17 protein-coding genes and 2 pseudogenes are annotated in these 18,531 nt (G+C 57.4%); 15 read left to right on the forward strand and 4 right to left on the reverse strand.

Annotated features, from left to right (window positions below; genetic code table 11):
• Window position 1: 1 nt before the first annotated feature.
• The 7 genes and pseudogenes from C9990_RS16160 to C9990_RS16190 all read left to right on the forward strand — a co-directional run.
• Window positions 2-583 carry a cysteine hydrolase family protein gene (locus C9990_RS16160; protein ID WP_256595102.1) on the forward strand — a complete coding sequence of 194 codons (582 nt, stop codon included), beginning with the start codon at window positions 2-4 and terminating at the stop codon, window positions 581-583.
• Window positions 580-1,374: an SDR family oxidoreductase gene (locus C9990_RS16165; protein ID WP_106803928.1), complete on the forward strand. Its 795-nt coding sequence runs from the start codon at window positions 580-582 to the stop codon at window positions 1,372-1,374. Before C9990_RS16160 ends, C9990_RS16165 begins: the two co-directional genes overlap by 4 nt.
• Before the next feature lie 22 nt (window positions 1,375-1,396).
• Entirely contained in the window at window positions 1,397-2,632 is a 1,236-nt protein-coding gene (locus C9990_RS16170) for a dienelactone hydrolase family protein (protein ID WP_106803929.1), read from the forward strand.
• Window positions 2,633-2,734: 102 nt separating this feature from the next.
• On the forward strand, window positions 2,735-4,201 hold the full coding sequence (locus C9990_RS16175; protein WP_101270265.1) for an aldehyde dehydrogenase family protein: 1,467 nt from the start codon (window positions 2,735-2,737) through the stop codon (window positions 4,199-4,201).
• Window positions 4,202-4,469: 268 nt separating this feature from the next.
• On the forward strand, window positions 4,470-5,219 hold the full coding sequence (locus C9990_RS16180) for a hypothetical protein (RefSeq protein WP_106803930.1): 750 nt from the start codon (window positions 4,470-4,472) through the stop codon (window positions 5,217-5,219).
• A 115-nt stretch (window positions 5,220-5,334) separates the two neighbouring features.
• On the forward strand, window positions 5,335-5,544 hold the full coding sequence (locus C9990_RS16185) for an AlpA family phage regulatory protein (protein ID WP_256595103.1): 210 nt from the start codon (window positions 5,335-5,337) through the stop codon (window positions 5,542-5,544).
• A pseudogene (locus tag C9990_RS16190) lies at window positions 5,468-6,170 on the forward strand (conjugal transfer nickase/helicase domain-containing protein); the annotation flags it as partial. The gene C9990_RS16185 and the pseudogene C9990_RS16190, both read left to right, overlap by 77 nt.
• A 262-nt stretch (window positions 6,171-6,432) precedes the next feature.
• Here the strand turns inward: C9990_RS16190 and C9990_RS16195 are convergent.
• Window positions 6,433-7,380, reverse strand: coding sequence for a DUF3732 domain-containing protein (locus tag C9990_RS16195; RefSeq protein WP_256595104.1), 948 nt, complete (start codon window positions 7,378-7,380; stop codon window positions 6,433-6,435).
• Between C9990_RS16195 and C9990_RS16200 the strand changes: the two genes are divergently transcribed.
• From C9990_RS16200 to C9990_RS16225, 6 genes are all read left to right on the forward strand, one after another.
• Window positions 7,267-7,977: a major royal jelly family protein gene (locus C9990_RS16200; protein ID WP_256581928.1), complete on the forward strand. Its 711-nt coding sequence runs from the start codon at window positions 7,267-7,269 to the stop codon at window positions 7,975-7,977. The two genes, C9990_RS16195 and C9990_RS16200, sit on opposite strands and share 114 nt — an antisense overlap.
• Window positions 7,978-8,091: 114 nt before the next feature.
• A complete protein-coding gene (locus C9990_RS16205) occupies window positions 8,092-9,099 on the forward strand; it encodes a LacI family DNA-binding transcriptional regulator (protein WP_101270167.1) in 1,008 nt (335 codons plus the stop codon).
• A gap of 249 nt (window positions 9,100-9,348) precedes the next feature.
• Entirely contained in the window at window positions 9,349-10,074 is a 726-nt protein-coding gene (locus C9990_RS16210) for a gluconate 2-dehydrogenase subunit 3 family protein (protein WP_101270165.1), read from the forward strand.
• A 56-nt stretch (window positions 10,075-10,130) separates the two neighbouring features.
• Window positions 10,131-11,903 (forward strand): GMC family oxidoreductase, encoded by a 1,773-nt coding sequence (locus C9990_RS16215; protein ID WP_101270163.1) that lies wholly within the window; start codon window positions 10,131-10,133, stop codon window positions 11,901-11,903.
• Between the two features lie 10 nt (window positions 11,904-11,913).
• A complete protein-coding gene (locus C9990_RS16220; RefSeq protein ID WP_106803932.1) occupies window positions 11,914-13,206 on the forward strand; it encodes a cytochrome c in 1,293 nt (430 codons plus the stop codon).
• A gap of 72 nt (window positions 13,207-13,278) precedes the next feature.
• Window positions 13,279-14,625 carry a carbohydrate porin gene (locus C9990_RS16225; RefSeq protein WP_106803933.1) on the forward strand — a complete coding sequence of 449 codons (1,347 nt, stop codon included), beginning with the start codon at window positions 13,279-13,281 and terminating at the stop codon, window positions 14,623-14,625.
• A gap of 35 nt (window positions 14,626-14,660) precedes the next feature.
• Here the strand turns inward: C9990_RS16225 and C9990_RS16230 are convergent, their stop codons facing one another.
• Window positions 14,661-15,443 (reverse strand): NAD(P)H-dependent oxidoreductase, encoded by a 783-nt coding sequence (locus C9990_RS16230; RefSeq protein WP_101270157.1) that lies wholly within the window; start codon window positions 15,441-15,443, stop codon window positions 14,661-14,663.
• Between the two features lie 99 nt (window positions 15,444-15,542).
• Here C9990_RS16230 and C9990_RS16235 point away from each other — a divergent pair, with 99 nt between their 5' ends.
• Window positions 15,543-16,433: a LysR substrate-binding domain-containing protein gene (locus C9990_RS16235; RefSeq protein WP_256581927.1), complete on the forward strand. Its 891-nt coding sequence runs from the start codon at window positions 15,543-15,545 to the stop codon at window positions 16,431-16,433.
• On the opposite strand, the gene C9990_RS16240 is transcribed toward C9990_RS16235, so the two are convergent.
• Window positions 16,411-16,920: a polyketide cyclase gene (locus tag C9990_RS16240; RefSeq protein ID WP_101270152.1), complete on the reverse strand. Its 510-nt coding sequence runs from the start codon at window positions 16,918-16,920 to the stop codon at window positions 16,411-16,413. The genes C9990_RS16235 and C9990_RS16240 overlap by 23 nt on opposite strands.
• 85 nt (window positions 16,921-17,005) lie before the next feature.
• Here C9990_RS16240 and C9990_RS16245 point away from each other — a divergent pair, with 85 nt between their 5' ends.
• Entirely contained in the window at window positions 17,006-17,914 is a 909-nt protein-coding gene (locus C9990_RS16245; protein ID WP_106805669.1) for a LysR family transcriptional regulator, read from the forward strand.
• 6 nt (window positions 17,915-17,920) lie between these two features.
• Here the strand turns inward: C9990_RS16245 and C9990_RS16250 are convergent.
• Window positions 17,921-18,262: pseudogene (locus C9990_RS16250) on the reverse strand (L-2-hydroxyglutarate oxidase); the annotation flags it as partial.
• Window positions 18,263-18,531 lie beyond the last annotated feature (269 nt).

Raw genomic sequence — 18,531 nt, forward strand, 5'->3', positions numbered from 1 at the left:
CGTGGTTATCGCGCTCCACTATCAGAATGATGTCCTGCATCCGGAAGGACGTATCAAGGTAGGCATGGACGAAGATCGGGCCGTTCGCGCGAATCTGATTGCCTCTGCGACGGCATTACTTCGTGGCGCGCGATTAAACGGCTGGCCCATCCTCCATGCGCGTGTCGCGTATCGAGGTGATTACTCCGACTTGATTGCCAACGCGCCCATCTTGAAGAACGTAAAGAAGATAGGTGCCGTGATTGACGGCACGTGGGGCGCCGAATTCCTCGACGCGTTGAGCCCCCATGAAAACGGCAGGGAATTCATCATTACCCACAAGCGGATCAATGCGTTTTACGGGACGCATGGGGAAGCACTTCTAAACATGCTTAACGCGAGGACGCTGATCATTGCCGGCGTGGCAACTCATTCTGTAGTGGAAAGTACCGTAAGGCACGCCGTGGACTGCGGTTATCACGTAGTCGTCCCTGCAGATGCCTGCTCTGCCGCAGAACCGGCGGCGCATCAAGCGTCGATTAATAGCATGAGCTTAATCGCTGAAATTTCCAGCGTTGACCAATTGTTCAAGGTGCAATCATGAGCCTGACAGGAAAAGTCGCAATCATCACGGGAAGCACTCAGGGACTTGGTCTGGATATTGCTAAAGTTATGATAGCCCAAGGGGCGGAAGTCATGCTAGTTGGTCGCAACGCCAGTGCCGGAAGAACATTATGCGACGAGCTGGGTCCATGGGCTTCCTATACAGAGTGCGACGTGGAAAACGACGAAGATATTGATAAGTGCATTGACAATACAATCAATCAATTCGGGAAAATTGATATTCTGGTCAATAACGCATGTATCTACACTGATTTGGGCATCCAGTCTTCAAGGGAAGACTGGCACAAAAGCCTGAACGTCAACGTCATCTCTGCCGCCATCTTCGTGCAAAAAGTATCTCCGCTTCTAAAGCCTGGCAGCACGATAGTGAACATCACCAGCACGGGTGGGAAATTCGGTGCAGCAGGCCGCGCACTCTACCCTGCGTCTAAAGCCGCGATGCTTCAATTGACCAAGAATTTCGCCGTGAGCTTGGCACCCAGGGGCACGCGCGTGCTGAGCGTCTCACCGGCGTGGACCTGGTCCCCAACCGTAGCCAACCTGACCAATAACGATATTGCGCTCGCTGACCGCGTCGGCGCTGACTTCCACCCTCTAGGGCGTATCGGACGAGGTGAGGAAGTCGGGAATGTGGTCGCTTTTCTCTGCACACCCGGCGCCTCTTGGATGACCGGTGTGGATATACCTGTAGATGGAGGTTTTTCCATCCTTGGTCCAGACAGAGGTATATCACCTCGTGTGTGGTTCCAGCGTCATTCCGATTCTCAATAGTTTGATCGAGAGGAACATAAAAATGGGCGAATTCATCGGTATCCAGACCCTGGACAAAGCACAAACGTTTCGCGGCTATCTTGCTGTTCCCGCGAGCGGAAAAGGCCCGGGACTGGTTCTTGGTCAGGAAATTTTTGGCGTCAACGCAAATATGCGGGCCGTTGCAGACCTCTATGCTGAAGAGGGATATGTGGTACTGGTGCCCGACCTGTTCTGGAGAATGGAGCGGGACGTCGACCTCGGTTACACGGAACAGGATTTTGCAAAAGCGATCGATTTCTTCCAGCGCCTGGATTTGGATCTGGCTGTTGACGATATTTCTGCATGCTTTGCCAAGCTCAAGACCCTGGACCAGGTCGAAGGTGATGACTTGGGTTTCGTCGGTTTCTGCATGGGCGGCAAACTGGCGTATCTCACGGCCACACGCACCAAGGCTGCTTGCTCCGTCGGTTTCTATGGCATGGGTATCGAAAACTATCTCGACGAAGTGGATAACATCCAGGGGCGGCTGGTTCTTCATTTTGCCGAAAACGATGCTTACTGCGACGCCCGAGCCCGCGCCAAAATCAGCTCAGCATTAAAAGGCAGTAAAGGCTCGGAGATCTATGTCTATCCGAATGTCGACCATGCTTTTGCACGTGTAGCTAGTGACCACTTCGACAAACCCGCCGCCCTTATGGCCCACGAAAGAACCATCGCCGCGTTGAAGCGGGAGATTGGTCCAAACTTCAACCTTTCTGATTTGTGGGACGAGCATGTAAAGCATGAGTTCGATACTCGGGACGTTCCTGCAACGATGGCAACCATGGTCTCGGAACCCTACGTCAACCACATTCCGACGATGACTGGTGGGGTTGGCAGCAAGCAACTGAGTCGTTTTTATCAGCACCACTTTGTCCACGGAAACCCGCCGGACATGAAACTGATCCCCCTTTCCCGGACGGTCGGTGCGCTCCAGATCGTCGATGAATTCATCATGTGTTTTACCCACACGACAGAGATCGATTGGATGCTCCCGAACGTGGCGCCTACCGGAAAGTATGTCGAAATCCCCATGCTGGGAGTCGTCCGATTCAGGGGCGACAAGCTCTATCACGAGCATATTTACTGGGATCAAGCGAGTCTGCTGGTCCAGGTCGGTCTTCTTGACCCGAAAGGCTTGCCTGTCGCAGGCGTGATCACTGCGCAGAAGCTTCTGGATGAGGCACTGCCTTCGAATACGCTGATGAATAATTGGAAGAATAGCGAAGCCTTGTAATGCGCCGCTGGAGAGTCCTAAGGACAGGGACGCGCAGCCCATATCCAGTTCGTTACTTCAACAATAATTTTCTGCGCAAACATGACCCATAGGTGTGCTGCAATGACCGACTTAGCCCTAAAAGACCTAAAAATCTACCACCCTTATATCAATGGTAAATCCTGGCAGAGCGAAGACCAGCCGGAACAGGTCGTGATTAACCCCTACACCCAAAAAGCTATTGCACGTGTGAAGCTTGCAACGGCAGCAGACATCGATAGCGCTATCGCGTCAGCCTTCGAGGCGCAAAAGGCCTGGGGGAAAACCCTCGCCAAGGAGCGCGAAGCCATTCTCTGCCGTGCTGCGGACATCATCGAACGTCGTCGAGGCGACATTGCGAAGATCCTCATCGAGGAAGGTGGCAATGTGTTCGGCAAAGCCATGTTCGAATGCGACTACATGGTCAGCACATTTCGTATAGCGGCAGGACAGGCGCGGGATATCCGTGGCGAAACCATGCCTGCCGATGGTGCGGGTCGTATCTCGATGTCCATAAGGCAGCCGCTGGGTGTCATTGCGGGCGTTGGTCCTTTTAACGCACCGCTGCTCTTGAACGGGAAAAAGCTTGCACCAGCCCTGGCCGCCGGGAACGCGTTCCTGATGAAGCCTGCCCCGCAAACCCCGCTGATTGGTTTGCTCTTCGCTGAGATTCTGGAAGAAGCCGGCGTCCCTCCAGGCGTGTTCAGCGTGCTGCCCACTACCAATGAAGCGTTAGGGGATAAGTTCTTCTCAGACAAACGCGTGAAAATGGTGACCTTCACGGGGTCGGCGAAAGTCGGTCGGTACCTGTCCGAGCTGGCAGGGAGGTTCCAGAAGCGAATTGTCCTGGAACTTGGCGGCAAGAGTCCCATCGTCATCCTCAATGATGCGAAGCTGGACTATGCCGTCAGCGCCGCTGCATTCGGAATTTTCTTCAACCAGGGCCAGGTGTGCATGGCCAACTCCCGGATCATTGTCGAAGACGGCATTTATGAGGCGTTTTGCACTGCGTTCGTTGAGAAAGTCCGCTCCATTCGGTGCGGTGATCCTACCGACCCCACCACGATAGTGGGTCCACTGATAAGCGCCAACCAGTGCGAATTTATCCGTGGTCAGATCGACGACGCCATTGCCAAAGGTGCAACTCTGCTGACGGGTGGTGAATATCTGGGAAACCTGTTCCAACCCGCCGTATTGACCGACGTCACGCCGTCGATGGCTGTCTATGATGAAGAGAGCTTCGGACCGTTGGTTTCCATCTACAAGGCCAAAGACTTCGAGCACGCCATTGAGCTGGCAAACGATACTTCCTACGGCCTTTCTTCAGGCATCGTGACAAACGATCTTCAGAAGGCATTCGACTTCGCACTTCGTATCGACGCGGGTTCGGTACATATCAATGATAATTCTTTTGACGACGACCCCAATGCGCCTTTCGGAGGTTTCAAGGATAGCGGTCACGGTAAGGAAAATGGTCGTTATTCAATTCACGACATGACCGAGCTTAAGTGGGTGACTTTACAACTGGGGGAGCGTGCCTTCCCTATCTGATGAGCAATGTATGGCCCCATCCTGTCGGATTGGGGCCATTGCACTAAACCACACAGTCGCTGGAGATGGGTTTCAGAAGACGGAAATAATGAGCACTGAGCGAGAACTACTATTTCCGAGAAATTTTACGCGTAAAAAATCGTTTAACTGGAAATGGAGTGACCTCACCGAGTTGGTCAACCGAGGAAACAGCTAGCGTGAATAGCTAGTTTTGATTTTTTGATAGTCGGTGTGAGGCCTACCCATTAGGAATGGAAGTCCGCCGCAGATGAGCGTTTATGTTTTCAATCCACATAGCAAAAGCTTCTATCGCCCTGTAGACGCAGCATTGCGCTGGTGCAATCTCACTCGCTACGAATCCCAAATAGTTCAGGCGGATTGGTCTCAGCCCGAGAAGCTTGCAGTCCTATTTCCCCAATGGCCCAATCTTCACATGGCTTTCGAAAGGATTTTAGACGCCATACGCAATGGTGAGCTGCCGTATGGCTGCCTCGGCATTTCTGTTCCTTTGGGAAGCTATGTAGAGCCCTATCAGCTGACCATACGCCATTCGGACTTACGCCGTTGGATGGAGATTCATTACCCCGACCACAAGCCCAGTTTCTTATTCGAGTCTGGTGAAGATGCGCCTTCAAAGGTCAGTCTAGGAACTTTTCTCTCCTTGAAAGCAGATCGAGATGAGTTATCGAGAGCGTTCAAAGCGCAACAGCATCGCATTCAAGAAATCTTGGGAGAGCTCCAGTCGATTGGACTTGAAAGAGATGATCTCAAAGCCTTGGCCAAAACGAATGGTCAACTCAGCGAGCGCAGCGAACTGACCTATCACAACATCATTGGGGCATTGGTCAGCCTTCTCTTGGACCGTTCGCCTGCCGGAAAACCTCTTTCGGTATTCACGAATCAAGCAGCCATCGTTGACGACATTGTCGCCCGCCACAAAGATGTCCCCGGCCTCAGCAAGCGCACGCTGGATGAAAAGTTTGCCGTGGCCAATCGTAGCCTCAAGAAAAACAACTGATCCAGTCAATTGCGTTGCAATGGGCTTGATTGCAATGCAATGACTCATCCCGCCTTGTGCGATTCAATCCATGTCACTTCCCACCACGCGCCAATTGGCGCCAGGAGTGACTAACATGTCCAACCAACCTGTCACCTCAGTTGAAGCACCTCAACCCCAACGCCACATCATGCGACGTGACGAGGTTGAACAAAAAACCGGCTTCAAACGTGCGCACATTTACAACCTAATGAAGGAAGGCAAGTTTCCGCGGGCGAAGCGTGCAGACCTTTACCTTTCTGCGCCTTCAACCGGCGTTGATCTGGGGGAACGAAGACAGGCCTGAGGCTTTCAGCGGAACGGTGAGTGTTGCAATCGATGCACCCCCCGACTGATGCTCCTGTATCACTGCGAGCGTCCAAGTCAGTCAGTACGAGATCAACTCAAAGCCCATTGCAGCCCGAGCCACCGGAGATGGAGGATACCGACTACCTCGGAACGTTGCTGGATATGTTCGAATTGGCAGAACCCGAGGTCAGTGATGCGCCGTCAGAAAGCATTCTCGAAATCCCAACGCCCCTTTCGAGTAACCCTGGTCAGGTTTTTGTGAATTGGGTCAAGGAAGGCATCCAGAGCCACAAGTTGATCATCAACGACAGCAAGGCCAAGGTGCACACGGTGCGCGGTTCGGTGTTTCTAGTAACACCTGGTCTCTTCCAACGCTACGTTCAGGAGTTTCCTGGTATCTCACAGGGTGCCAATCAAGAAACTGAAGAGTGGCGCTGGGTGCAGAAGGAGTTCGAGAAACTGAAGATCCACAGGAAGCGAGGCAACGGCTTGAATATCTGGGCGTGCAAAGTGCAAGGTCCCAGGAAGAAAACGACCTTGAAGGGCTATCTGATTTCGGAGCCGACGTCACTTTTAGAATCGCTGCCGCCAGATAACCCTTTTCTCGTGCTTGATGATGGCTAACGACGCTAATCACATCCTTCAGACGTTTGTTGTACTCGCGCCGCAATCCTTGCTTCCTATTTGCCTCCCTGTTCGAGGCCTGTGTCACCGAATCTTGACGTTATCTGGGCTCACTCCAGACTGGAGCGAGCCCAGTGTGATCATGCAGGCACTTCCGCGGGACGGTCAGCGATGAACCCACGCTTGCGCCAAGTGACCCTAACGAATGATTGGAAATCAGCTTCACCACTCAGCTCAAGTTCATCGGCGTGATCGGTGACGATTACTGGGGCATGATCCCAGTCGCTTCTTTCGTTTCCTGGCAAAACTCTACGAGCTTGTCGAACATATTGGTGACAGACCCGATGTCCTCATCAACCTTTTCCACCCGATCGGTGAGCTTCGCCAAGGCCAGGGCGTTAAAGCCCTGCTGCCCGTGGTCGATCTTAGCCGGAAAATAGACCTGCGTTGGTTGATCCAGAAATAGTATTGGGGGGATCTTGCACCCATCCTTGTGCTTAAGTGCAAATACCGAATGCAAAGCCAGGAATAGCGTCAGGTGCGAATACAGCCAATTCGCACCACTGCCCATAGAGCGAAGGTATAGGTTGCCCATCTCGACGCTTTCATGCCACAAGTCGAAATTTTCGAGATCAAATTTCAGGTTTATTGGCATATAAGCAGGCTCGAAATCAAAGCCAGCACCAATTCGCGCCATTTCATTATTAATTAAGTCGCTCAGGTCGCGCATTTTCCCGGGCACGTCATATCCATCCAAGATGGGTTTAAGCTCAGCCATCTTGGCTTCAATTGTTTTCCGCGTGCCTTCAAACTCTGACTTCGGTTTATTGGAGTAGTTTTCAATCTCCAATTCCAAGCGATGTTTCACTCGCAGCGCAATCTCATCGACCGTTTTACTCTTCTTAAGATCTTCAACCTGCTTCCCCAAGCGAGTAATTCTCGACTGGATACTAGACATAGTTTCTTTTTGGTCTGTGAGCTTCTTAGCTATCTTACCCTCCTCATCGCGCAAGCTCTCACGCGCATAGGAAGAAATTTCCTGCCCGGCGCGGCCAAAGTCGCGCAATTCGACAGCAAGACCGGCAAGGCACTGCGGGTGCTGCGCTTCGATAAGGACATCCTGCCGCCCGGCACGGTCATGAATGACCTGCGGGTGTTTGATCATCGCGTCTATATCACCGACGCCGACATTGGCGGCCTGATCATCCATAACCTGGACACCGGCAAAACCGTGCGCCGCTTGAGCAACCGCCCGATGCTGCGTCAGCCCGTGGACAGCCCCTTGCTGGCAACCCATGGCCGCCTGTATGAGGACGAGCACGGCAAACGCCCGCAGGTGCACGCCAACATGCTGGAAATCACCCCGGATGGTCAGTGGCTGCTGTTCTCCACCCCCAGCAGCCCGATGTGGAAGATTCCACGCAAGCTGCTGGATGACCCGTCCGTCAGCGATGCCGAACTGGAACGGCATATTGTGAAGGCTTTCGACAAAGGCACTATCAACGGTACTTGCATCGACTCGCTCGGCAATCTGTACCTGGGCCTGGTCGAGTCGCGCAGCATCGGCATCGTTGCACCCGATGGTCGTACCGCAACGTTGATCCAGGATGACCGGCTGATCGGCCCGGATGCGCTGTTTATCGACGCCAACCGCCGCCTGCTGATCCCGGCCACGCAGGGCGAACTGCTGGCTAACTTCAACCGTGGCGTGAATGCGACTTCAGGCACCTTCAGTGTCTATTCAATGGCACTGCCGACGTTGGTGGAGGGCATCCCGCTAGGGCACTCAATGTCGTTCCAAAAGTAAATCCAAACTAACGCAGGCGCCTCTGACATAACCCGTCAAGGGCGTTCGGCTGAACGCATTTCATGGATCATGCGATACTCTGCGCCTCTTTCTTCAGAGCGCCTGACCTCGCCCATGAAAAAACCCTTCACGACCCTGGAAGATGTGGCCCTGGCGGCCAATATGTCCCGTGCGCAAACCTCCCGCGCCCTGCGTGGCGACCCCGGTGTGCGCGCCGAGACGCGTGAGCGCATTGCCGCGATTGCCGCCGAGCTCAACTATCGGCCAAACCTGGCCGCACGCAGCCTGGTATCCGCGCACTCCTCCATCGTCGGGTTGATCATTGGCGACCCGAGCAACCCTTTCCATATCCAGTTGGCCCAAGCCGTGGATCGCGCCCTGCTGGACCGTGGCTTCGAGCCCGTGACCACCCTGCGCTCGGCCGAGGACGGCTCGGCAGTGAACGAGACCGAGCGGCTGCTGCGCTTTCGGGCGGCAGGCGTGATCCTGATCGCGCCGCTGATCACGTCCAAAGCCATCAGCACCATCGCCGATAGCCTGCCGTGTGTGTACCTGGGCAGTCAGCGCGTGAACCATCCGCGAGTCACAGTGATTACCGTCGACGACAATGGAGGCGTCAGAACGGCCATGGAGCACCTGCTCTCCTTAGGCCACCGGCGTATCGCTCACCTGGGCGGTGGCAATGAAGCGTCTGCGCGGGAACGCACCAAGGCCTATTGCGAGGTGATGGAGGAAGCCGGGCTCGAACCGTTTTTCCTGCGCGGCACCCATGATGCGGCCTCGGGCCGACGCGGCGTCGACGCACTGTTCAGCGACGCCAACCCGCCGACGGCGATCTTCGCCTCCAATGACTTTCTCGCCCTGGGCGTACTTGATCGCCTCAAGGGCATGGGTTTGTCTGTGCCGGAGGATGTCTCCGTGGTAGGTTTTGACGATATTCCCAGCGCCGCGAACTCGGTGTTTTCCCTGTCGACCCTGCGCCAGGATATCCACGCCCAGGCGCAAACAGCCGTTGATTCCCTTGAGGCAATGATTGCCAACGGCGCCAAGCGCATACGTCGCCACGTGATGCCGGTGGAGCTGGTTCTGCGCCATTCCTGCGGCCCCGCAAAAGCGTCCTGACCTGCACACCCGGGGCGTTTCGCGCTCGGGGCGGATTGACGCGACATTGTGTCGCGGCCTAGAATCGCCGCCTGCCAGCACACGGAGCAGTCTTCTGCCCAGCGGTTGCTGGTTTTTTTTCGTCACAAAATGAGAACGCTCTCTTTTTCAGGTAGCGTTTATTTTTTCATAGAAAATGAGAGCGCTCTCTAAGCGTGCCATGTTGCACGCAAACCCAGCGCCGATCGCCGTACCTGAGAAGGAGTAAAGATGGATCGTCGAAGTGTGTTGAAAGCCGGCATGGTGCTGATCAGCACCAGTGTGGCTGCCTCGATTTTTCGACCTGCCGGTGCAGCGCTGCGGGTCCTCAACGGTGGCACCAAGTGGCTGGCAAAAGAAACCTTGCCGCCCTCCCCGGTTGACCCGACAAAACGCATGTTCCTGACCGACAAAGAATTCGCCCAGGTCACGGCCATTTTCGACCGCCTGATCCCGGCGGATGACATCAGCGTCAGTGCTTCGCAAGCTGGCTGTGTGGTGTTTATCGATCACCAACTGGTCACGCCCTGGGCCGCCGGTGCGTTGCGTTACCTGAGTGGCCCGGAAGAAAAAGGCAGCGACACCCAGGGCAACCAGTCGCTGAGAACCCCGGCGTATCTCTACCGCAAGGGCCTGGCCGAGCTGGACGCGTACTGCCACGCCCACCTGGGCAACAGCTTCGAGGCCCTGAGCGCCGAACAGCAGGATGAGCTGCTTGAACATATGGAAAGCGGCGACGTGCAGCTGGCGTCCATACCCTCGAACGCGTTGTTCACGCAATTGCTGAGCAACGTGCAGGAAGGTTTCTTCGCCGACCCGATCTACGGCGGCAACAAGGACATGGCCGGTTGGAAAATGGTCGGTTTCCCTGGCGCCCGTTACGACTACCGCGACTACGTCAACCTTAAAGGCCAGAAGCTGGACATTATCCCGGTCAGCCTCATCGGCCGCATCTGAATCGAACTTCATCCCAATGACGCCGTATAGGCGCATGCCTGATCTGGAAAGCATTCATGAATTACACACGACCTAAAGCCGATGCAGTGATCGTCGGCCTGGGCTGGGCCGGCGCGTTGATGGCCGAAGAACTGACTCGCGCCGGCCTGAATGTGGTGGTGATCGAGCGTGGCCCGTGGGAGCAAACCCACCGCAATATGCCGCCTAGCATTGCCGCCGACGAATTGCGCTATGGCGCACGACGCGAGGCCTTGCGCCCGCCCAGCGTCGAAACCCTGACCTTTCGCAACAACCGCCATGAAAAAGCCCTGCCCGGCCGCGACATGAATAACTGGGTGGTCGGCTACAGCGTGGGCGGTGCCGGCAAGCACTGGTCGGCCAACGCCTGGCGCTTCACCCCGGCGGACTTCACCATGGCCACGCGGGTCAAGGAACGCTACCCGCACATGAAGCTGCCTGAAGGTCTGATCGTACAGGATTGGGGTGTGACCTACGAAGAGCTAGAACCGCACTACGATCGCTGGGAAAAAATCTCCGGCATCTCCGGCAAAGCCGGCGTATTGAATGGCCAGGTGCAACCCGGCGGCAACCCGTTTGAAGGTTCGCGCAGCTCGCAATACCCGACCCCGCCACTGGTGCGTTCGCGCTGGAATGACATCTTCCACCAGACTACCGAAAAAATGGGCCTGCACCCGTTTCCGATCCCCGCCGGCACCATCGGCGCAGCGTACACCAACCCGCTGGGGATCAATCTCGCGCCCTGCACCTACTGCGGTTTCTGCGGGTTCTACGGCTGCGGTAATTGGTCCAAGTCATCGCCCAATGCCTGCGTGATCCCGGCGCTGATGACTCGGCCGAACTTCACCCTGCTCACCGAATGCACCGCGCTCAAGGCTGAGAAAGCTGCCGACGGCAAGACCGTTACCGGCGTGACCTTTCTTGATTCGGACAAGAACATCGGCTTCCAACCGGCCGATATCGTGGTGTTTGCCGCCTTCCAGTTCGACAACGTGCGCCTGATGCTGCTGTCCGAAGTCGGCACCCCGTATGATCCGCAAACACGCAAGGGCACCATCGGCCGAGCGTATAACTTCCAGACCATGTCCTATGGCTTCCTGTATTTCGAAAACGAATACATGAACCCCTTCATCTCCACCGGCGCCCTATCGACCCAGATTGATGACTACAACGGCGACAACTTCGACCACACCAACCTGGGTTTTCTGGGCGGCGCGGGCATCCAGGCACTGAGCGACCAGGCCACGCCCATGGGCATGACCGACCGCGTGCCGGCCGGCACAAAAATGTGGGGCTCGCAGTGGAAAAAAGCCTTCCAGCACAGCTACCAGAACTACGCCAAGATCCAGGGCCAGGGCACCTCTTACGCCCACGTCGAAAGCTACCTTTCGCTGGACCCGAACTACTCGGACGCTAACGGTCAGCCCTTGCTGCGCATGACCTTCGAGTACAACGAAAACGACCGCAAAATGGCGCGCTTCGTACGCGACCGGATTGCCGATATTTGCCGTGTAAGCGGGGCCAAGACCTGGGATGCGCAGGCGTTCCCGGATCAACCGTTCTCACCGTCACGCGCGTACGACAGCGGCCATACCATCGGCGGCGCGGCCATGGGCCTCGACCCGGCCACCTCGGCCCTCAACCGTTACCAGCAGAGCTGGGACGCCCACAACCTGTTCGTGATCGGAGCATCGTCGTTCCCGAACAATGCCGGCTACAACCCCACCGGCACCCTGAGCGCGCTGACCTTGTGGACCGCTCAAGCCATCATTAACGACTACCTGCGCCAACCTGGCCCGCTGACCCGCTGAGGAACACACCGTGAAAAAGCTCACCAAGCTCGCTGCGGTCGTTGCAGGCTGCGGCATCCTCGGCGCGGCCGGGTTTATCGGGTTTGCCAGCTACGGCGAACACCGCACCTTTGCCCCCGTGCAGGCCGACAACAGCGGCCCTCTGCAAGGGCAGATAAAACGCGGTGAATATGTCGCCGCCATGGGCGACTGCATGGCCTGCCACACCGTACCGGGCGAGCCGCCGTACGCGGGTGGGTACGCGCTGGAAACGCCCTTCGGCATAATCAAGGCATCCAACATCACCAGCGACACCGAAACCGGCATCGGCCACTGGGACCTGGAGCGCTTCGACAAAGCGGTGCGCCACGGCATCGGTAGTCACGGTTATCTGTACCCGGCCATGCCGTACACCGCTTACGCCAAGATGACCGACCAGGACATCGCCGATCTGTGGGCGTACATGGGTACCGTCGCGCCGGTGAAGCAGAAGGTGGTGGAGAACGAACTGCCCTTTCCTTATAACCAGCGCGTGTTGCTGGCGGGATGGAACCTGCTGTTCTTTCGTGATCAGCCCTTTACGCCGGTGCCCGGGGTGACCGCCATCATCAACCGCGGTGACTACCTGGTCAACGGTCCCGGGCACTGCGCTGCCTGCCACACCGCCAAAAATGTCCTCGGTGGCGATGTCAGCGACGCGCTGCACGGCGGGACTTTGCAGGGCTGGCATGCGCCTGACCTGACCGGTAACCACAAGGTCGGCCTAGACCAGTGGACCACTGACGACATCGTCAGCTACCTGAAAACCGGCGCCAGCCGCCAGGGCGTGGCCTCCGGCCCAATGCAGGAAGCCGTGGAATATTCCACCCAACACCTGACCGATCCGGACCTCAAGGCCATTGCCGCCTACCTGCAGCAGTTGCCAGCCAGCCCAGCGCGCAACACAGCGGCTATCGCCGCAAGCGACCCGCAAATGGTTACCGGCAAGCGCGTGATGGAAAGCCAGTGCAACGCCTGCCACAACACCGATGGTTCAGGCGTGCGCCACATGATCCCCGCGCTGAGCGCCAGCGCCCAGGTAAACGCAGAAGACCCGGCCAACCTGCTGCACGTAGTTCTCAAGGGGGCCGAAGGCCCGGTCACCACAGGCAATCCGACTGGAGCCGGCATGCCGCGTTTCGACTGGCGCTTGCCGGACGACAACATCGCGGCGGTACTCACCTACATCCGCAACAGCTGGGGCAACAGCGCACCGCGCGTAACCCCGGACGATGTGAAACACGCGCGCACTCAACTCGATGCGCAGCCATGGTTGAACCATTAATAACAATAATTGCCGGCAGTAAGCGCTGCGCCCTGCCCGGCACCACCCTTGACCCAGGAAGACCCACCTATCATGGAATTCAAGCCTCTCCGCGCACTGCCACACGGATCTGCCACCGCCCTGCTGCTCTGCCTCTGTGCCACCAGTGGCACAGCCAGCGCCGACGCCTTTGGCGCCGAATCCCCCTGGATGACCGGCGACTGGGGCGGCCTGCGTACCGACCTGCTCAAGCTGGGCGTCGATATCAAGATGGGCTACCTCGGTGAAACCGCCACCAGCCTGCTCGGCGGCTACAGCCGCCACGAACACCCGACACGCTATTCGGACCAGTTCAACCTTGGCGCCGATATCGACCTGCAAAAGTTCATGGGTTGGGAAGACGCGCTCTTCAGCGTGGCGGTCTCCAACCGCAACGGGAAGGAACTCGGTGAAAAGACCGACGACCCGAGGGCGCGCGGCATGGGGTCAACCCAGGAAATCAATGGTCGCGGCAGCGTCACACGCTTGGGTGAGCTGTGGCTGAGCAAAGGTTGGCTCAACGATCGTATCAACCTCAAGGCCGGCCGCTTTGCGGTGAGCGACGAGTTTGCCGCCGAAGATTGCGTGTTCCAGAACCTGGCCTTCTGCGGTTCGCAGCCGGGCAACTATGTCGACAGCATCTACAACGGTCCCATCAGCCAATGGGCGGCACGCCTGCGCTATCGCTTGAGCGATGAGGTATATGCACAGGTCGGCGCGTTCAACGTCAACCCGTCCAACCTGGAAAACGGCAACGGCTTCAAGCTCAACACCGCCGGTATCAGGGGCACGCTGGTGCCGGTGGAGTTGGTGTGGACACCCCGCGTCAACGACCTGCCGGGCGAATACCGCATCGGTTACTTTCGCAGCACGGCAGATGGCACAGACCTCTACAAAGATGACGCCAGCCAGCCCGCCGCGCTGACCGGCAACGACTACCGCAGCGTTTCAAGCCGCCACGGTTACTGGTGGGTGGGCAAGCAGCAGGTCACCTCGGTGGACGGCGACCCGTCGCGCGGCCTGACCCTGACTGCCAGCGTATCGTTCTACGACCGCGCGACCACTCCCGTCGACAGCTACCAGAAAATCAGCGCACTCTACAAAGGCCCGTTTGATGCACGCCCCAAGGATGCCCTGGGTTTCGGCGTGGCCCGCGTGCATGCCAGCTCACACCTGCTGCGCAATGCGCAAACGGCCAATCAAGCCAGTGGCTTGGGCTATGACGCGACTGGCTACGTGCCAGAGCAACACAGCATGTACGTCGCAGAACTCAACTACCGCGTGCAAGCCACCCGCTGGCTGAGTGCGATGCCAAACCTGCAGTACATCAAGCACCCTGACGGCGTGCGCGAAGTGCCGAATTCGCTGGTGTTTGGCATGGAAGTGCAAACCCTGTTCTGACCTCGTGCAGGGCGCGATCAACCGCGCCCTTACGATCAGGTGAAGTCATCCGCGGCCTTGTCGTGACCTTGCCCAGCGCGTGGATTCCATTGGAACCCCGACCGGGCCACCACTCCCGCCTTCAGGCGTTGATCGTCGCCATAGTCTTCACGCGGGTGAAAAAACAGCGGTTCAACCTCATCAATAACCTCGAGCACCTGCTTGTACCTCTGCAGGTAAATAATGCGTTGTTCCTCAGACACATTGCCCGGCATCCAGGCAACGTAGGGTGGCAACACGTCAAACCCCAGGTAGCGAAATATCCCGTTGTGGATCGGCCAGAGAATATGGGTCATGCAGCCATCGATCCCATCGGGCTGATATAGGCTTTCGGCGGTGCCGGTGGTGACGCAGACCATGGCTTTGCGGCCGTTGAACTTGCCGTTGTCGTATTTCTCACCGGACGCGTACGCAAAGCCACGGGTCATGGTGCGGTCGACCCAGCCTTTGAGCACGGCTGGCATTGAGAACCACCAGATCGGGAACTGGAAAATCAATAGATCACACCAAAGCACCTTTGCCTGCTCCTGTTCCACATCAAAGGTCGGGCGGCCTTGGATGAACATGTGCTCCTGTTCAGCAGGGAGATTCAGAAACTCTGTGTTCACCCGCGGCGTGGTGATATCGGCGCCGTCGAGGGGCGCCTTCCATTCCAGTGCGTACAGATCACTCACTTGAACCTTGTGTCCCTGGGCCGTCAGGGTTTCACTCGCCAGGTCTTTCAGTGCACCATTGAAGGAACGAGGTTCCGGGTGGGCATACACAATCAGGACATTCATCTGCATTTCCTCAAGACCAATGATGCCTGTGATTCTTACGCCTGACCCCGAGCACGACAAATCATCATTTTTAGCCGTATGAAAGAGAAAAACTGCGCCATGAAACCTGAAGTCCCCCTCAAGGCCATCGCCTGCTTCGACGCAGTCATGCGCACCGGCAGTGCAGCCCTGGCTGCCGAGCAGATGTTTGTCACCCCGGGTGCCGTGGCGCAGCAGATCCGTAAGCTTGAGGGTTGGCTGGGCGTGTCGTTGTTCACTCGCACCGTGCGCAAGCTGAATCCTACTCAGGAAGCGTTGGCCTACTGGAAACAGGTGCAGCCCGCACTTCAGACGCTGGAGAACACCAGCCTTGCGCTGCGTCACCGGCAGGGCCAGGAAGTGCGCCTTAGCCTGCCACCCGCCTTTGCCAATTCGTGGTTCGCTCGGCGCATGCCGACACTCACTCGCCAGCACACTCAACTCAAGCTGCACCTGAGTGCGAGCACCGATCTGGTTGACGTCAACCACGATGGAGTTGACCTTGCCGTACGCCATTGCGATGGGAAGGTTCAAGGGTTGGTGGCCGAGTTGTTGCTGGCGGATGAGGTCCGGGTGTATTGCAGCCCGCTGTATCGCGAGCGCCTGCAGTTACGCTCGCTCGCCGACCTCACGCGCACGACGCTGCTGTACACCACGTCGCATGCGCACTGGCCCGCGTGGCTCGCACAGCTCGGTATGGCCGATGCACAAATGGCATCCGGCCTGCGTTTCGACCAGCCCGAACTCGCCATCGATGCGGCGCGGCGGGGTCAGGGAGTGGTGCTGACCAGTCCCTGGCTGGTCGAAGAGGCCGTGGAGCAGGGGCAACTGGAGCAGGTGTTCGAAGCAACCCTGTCCGTCGGCAAGGGTTACTATCTGGTTCACCGCGCTAGCGCGCCCTTGCGTGCACCCGTCGAGCAACTCCGGCAGTGGTTATTGCAATCGGCACTTAGTTGCTCGCCTCACGTGTAGCCCGGACCAACCCATTCAACCAGTCCTGATGGCCATTGATCATCGGGTTGGGCCTAGCCATGGCCAGTTCTACTGCCGGCTTACCCTTTTGGGTTTCCTGGGTGAGGACGCGCACGCGCCCCTGCGACAGGTCCTCGATGAGCCACGCATGATGAACATCCAGGCGGGTATCGCCCTCGCCCGCCCAACCATGCCAGGCAATCCGACCTGGCTGGCCGTCCGCCGGGGGGACGAATTCATTACACTGCGCTTCGACCGGGAACCCGAAGGTTTCAAAGTAGAAGCGCATACCGTCTTCTAGCTCAGGACCCACGCCGTCATGCAAGCGCACATTCGCCGAGTTGGCGTAGTAGCTCGGCCATTGCGACGCATGGCTCAACAACGGCCAGATATCCGCGGCGGCGAGGCCGGCGACGATGATTTCATTGGAGACAAAATTCTCGGTGAAGCCTGGCAGGTAGTCTTGCGGCCAGATGATCTCGTTCATGCTCAGTACTCAGTGGTAATGGACTGGCGCCATCGTCGGTATTATCGTGAAATAAAACCAATCGTCATCTTTTATGCAGAGCATCATGAATTCTGATGTCAGACACCTCGACCTCAACCTGCTCAAAGCCCTCGATGCCTTGTTGGATGAGCGCAGCGTCACCCGCGCCGCCGAGCGCTTGTCGCTGACCCAGCCCGCCGTCAGCGGAATGCTCACTCGTTTGCGCGAAAGTTTCGGCGACCCATTGTTCGTGCGTGCGCAACGCGGCATGGCGCCTACCCTGCGGGCGGAACAGCTGGCTGGGCCGGTCAAGCAGTTGCTCGGTAGCGTCGAGCAGATGCTGCAACCCCAGGCATTTGACCCGCTCACGGCGACGATGACGGTTGCGCTGGCGTCCACCGACTACGCGTTGCGGGCGGTGGTGGTGCCTTTCCTGAGCGCACTGCGCGTACAGGCGCCGAATATCCGCATCGCGGTGCAACCCGTCGACCCGCAACAGCTGCCTGGCCAGTTGGACAGTGGGGCCATCGACTTGGCGCTGGTGACACCCGACAGCACCCCGCCCGGCCTGCATTCGGCGGCGCTGTTCGATGAGCGTTATGTGTGTGTGATGGGCGCCGATCACCCTGAATTACGGCATGAGGTACTGACCCTGGAGCGCTTTTGTGAGCTGGATCATGCGCTGGTCTCCCCCGCCGGTGGCGCCTTCGTAGGGGTAACCGATCAAGCACTCGCCCGTATCGGCCGATCACGGCGCGTGACGGTTTCGGTGACCAGCTTTCTGGTGCTACCGGAGATCCTGCGCACCAGCGACCTGATCGCGGTGGTACCCCGGCGCTTGGCATTGCACGCTGATGGGTTGGTGTTGCGCGTACCACCGCTGGACATTCCAGGCTTCAGCAAGACCGTGGCCTGGCATGAGCGCACCCATCACGGCCCCGCTCACACTTGGTTACGCAGCCTGTTGGTGGACACCTGCCTGGCACTCGACTGAACGCCTTCAAGCGCTAAGCTGCGCCTTGACCTTGCTGACGATAAAAGCACCGATAGGAATTGCCGAAGTAGCCGCTGGCGACGCCGCGTTACACACGTTCACGATCAGTTTAGTGTTCACAAACAGGAAGTCGTCAATCAACTTGCCGTTGTTCGACACAGTCTGGGCGCGGACACCAGCAGGATAGGGTTTCAAATCATCCTGGTTGATAGAAGGGAAGTATTTTTGCACCTGCTTGAGATAGCCGCGCTTGAAGATCGAGTTTCTCATCTCAATCAACCCAGGCTTAAAGTTGGCCTTGAGCACTTTCAACACACCGGGCGAGGTGAATATCTCGAACAAGACGCTACAGCCTTCGCAGGCATCCAAAACCGCGATATACGATACGAAATCCCGTATTTAGCGATCGGCACCCTGTACTATCATGGCGTGCCGTTTCGCTAATAACCCATCGAGCGTTCAAGAAGGGTTATATCCAATAAAAACAATAGGAGCCCACCATGACTACCCGCGCTGTTGCTCAAGCGTATCGGGCATACAGCCTCCGAGCTCTCGACAGCGGAACAGGCAGATGCGGATGAGCTGGCCGGTGAAGCTGTTACTGCATCGACGCAACA

The sequence above is a fragment of the Pseudomonas sp. S5D5 genome (assembly GCF_003013355.1).
Taxonomy (GTDB): Bacteria; Pseudomonadota; Gammaproteobacteria; order Pseudomonadales; family Pseudomonadaceae; genus Aquipseudomonas; species Aquipseudomonas aylmerensis.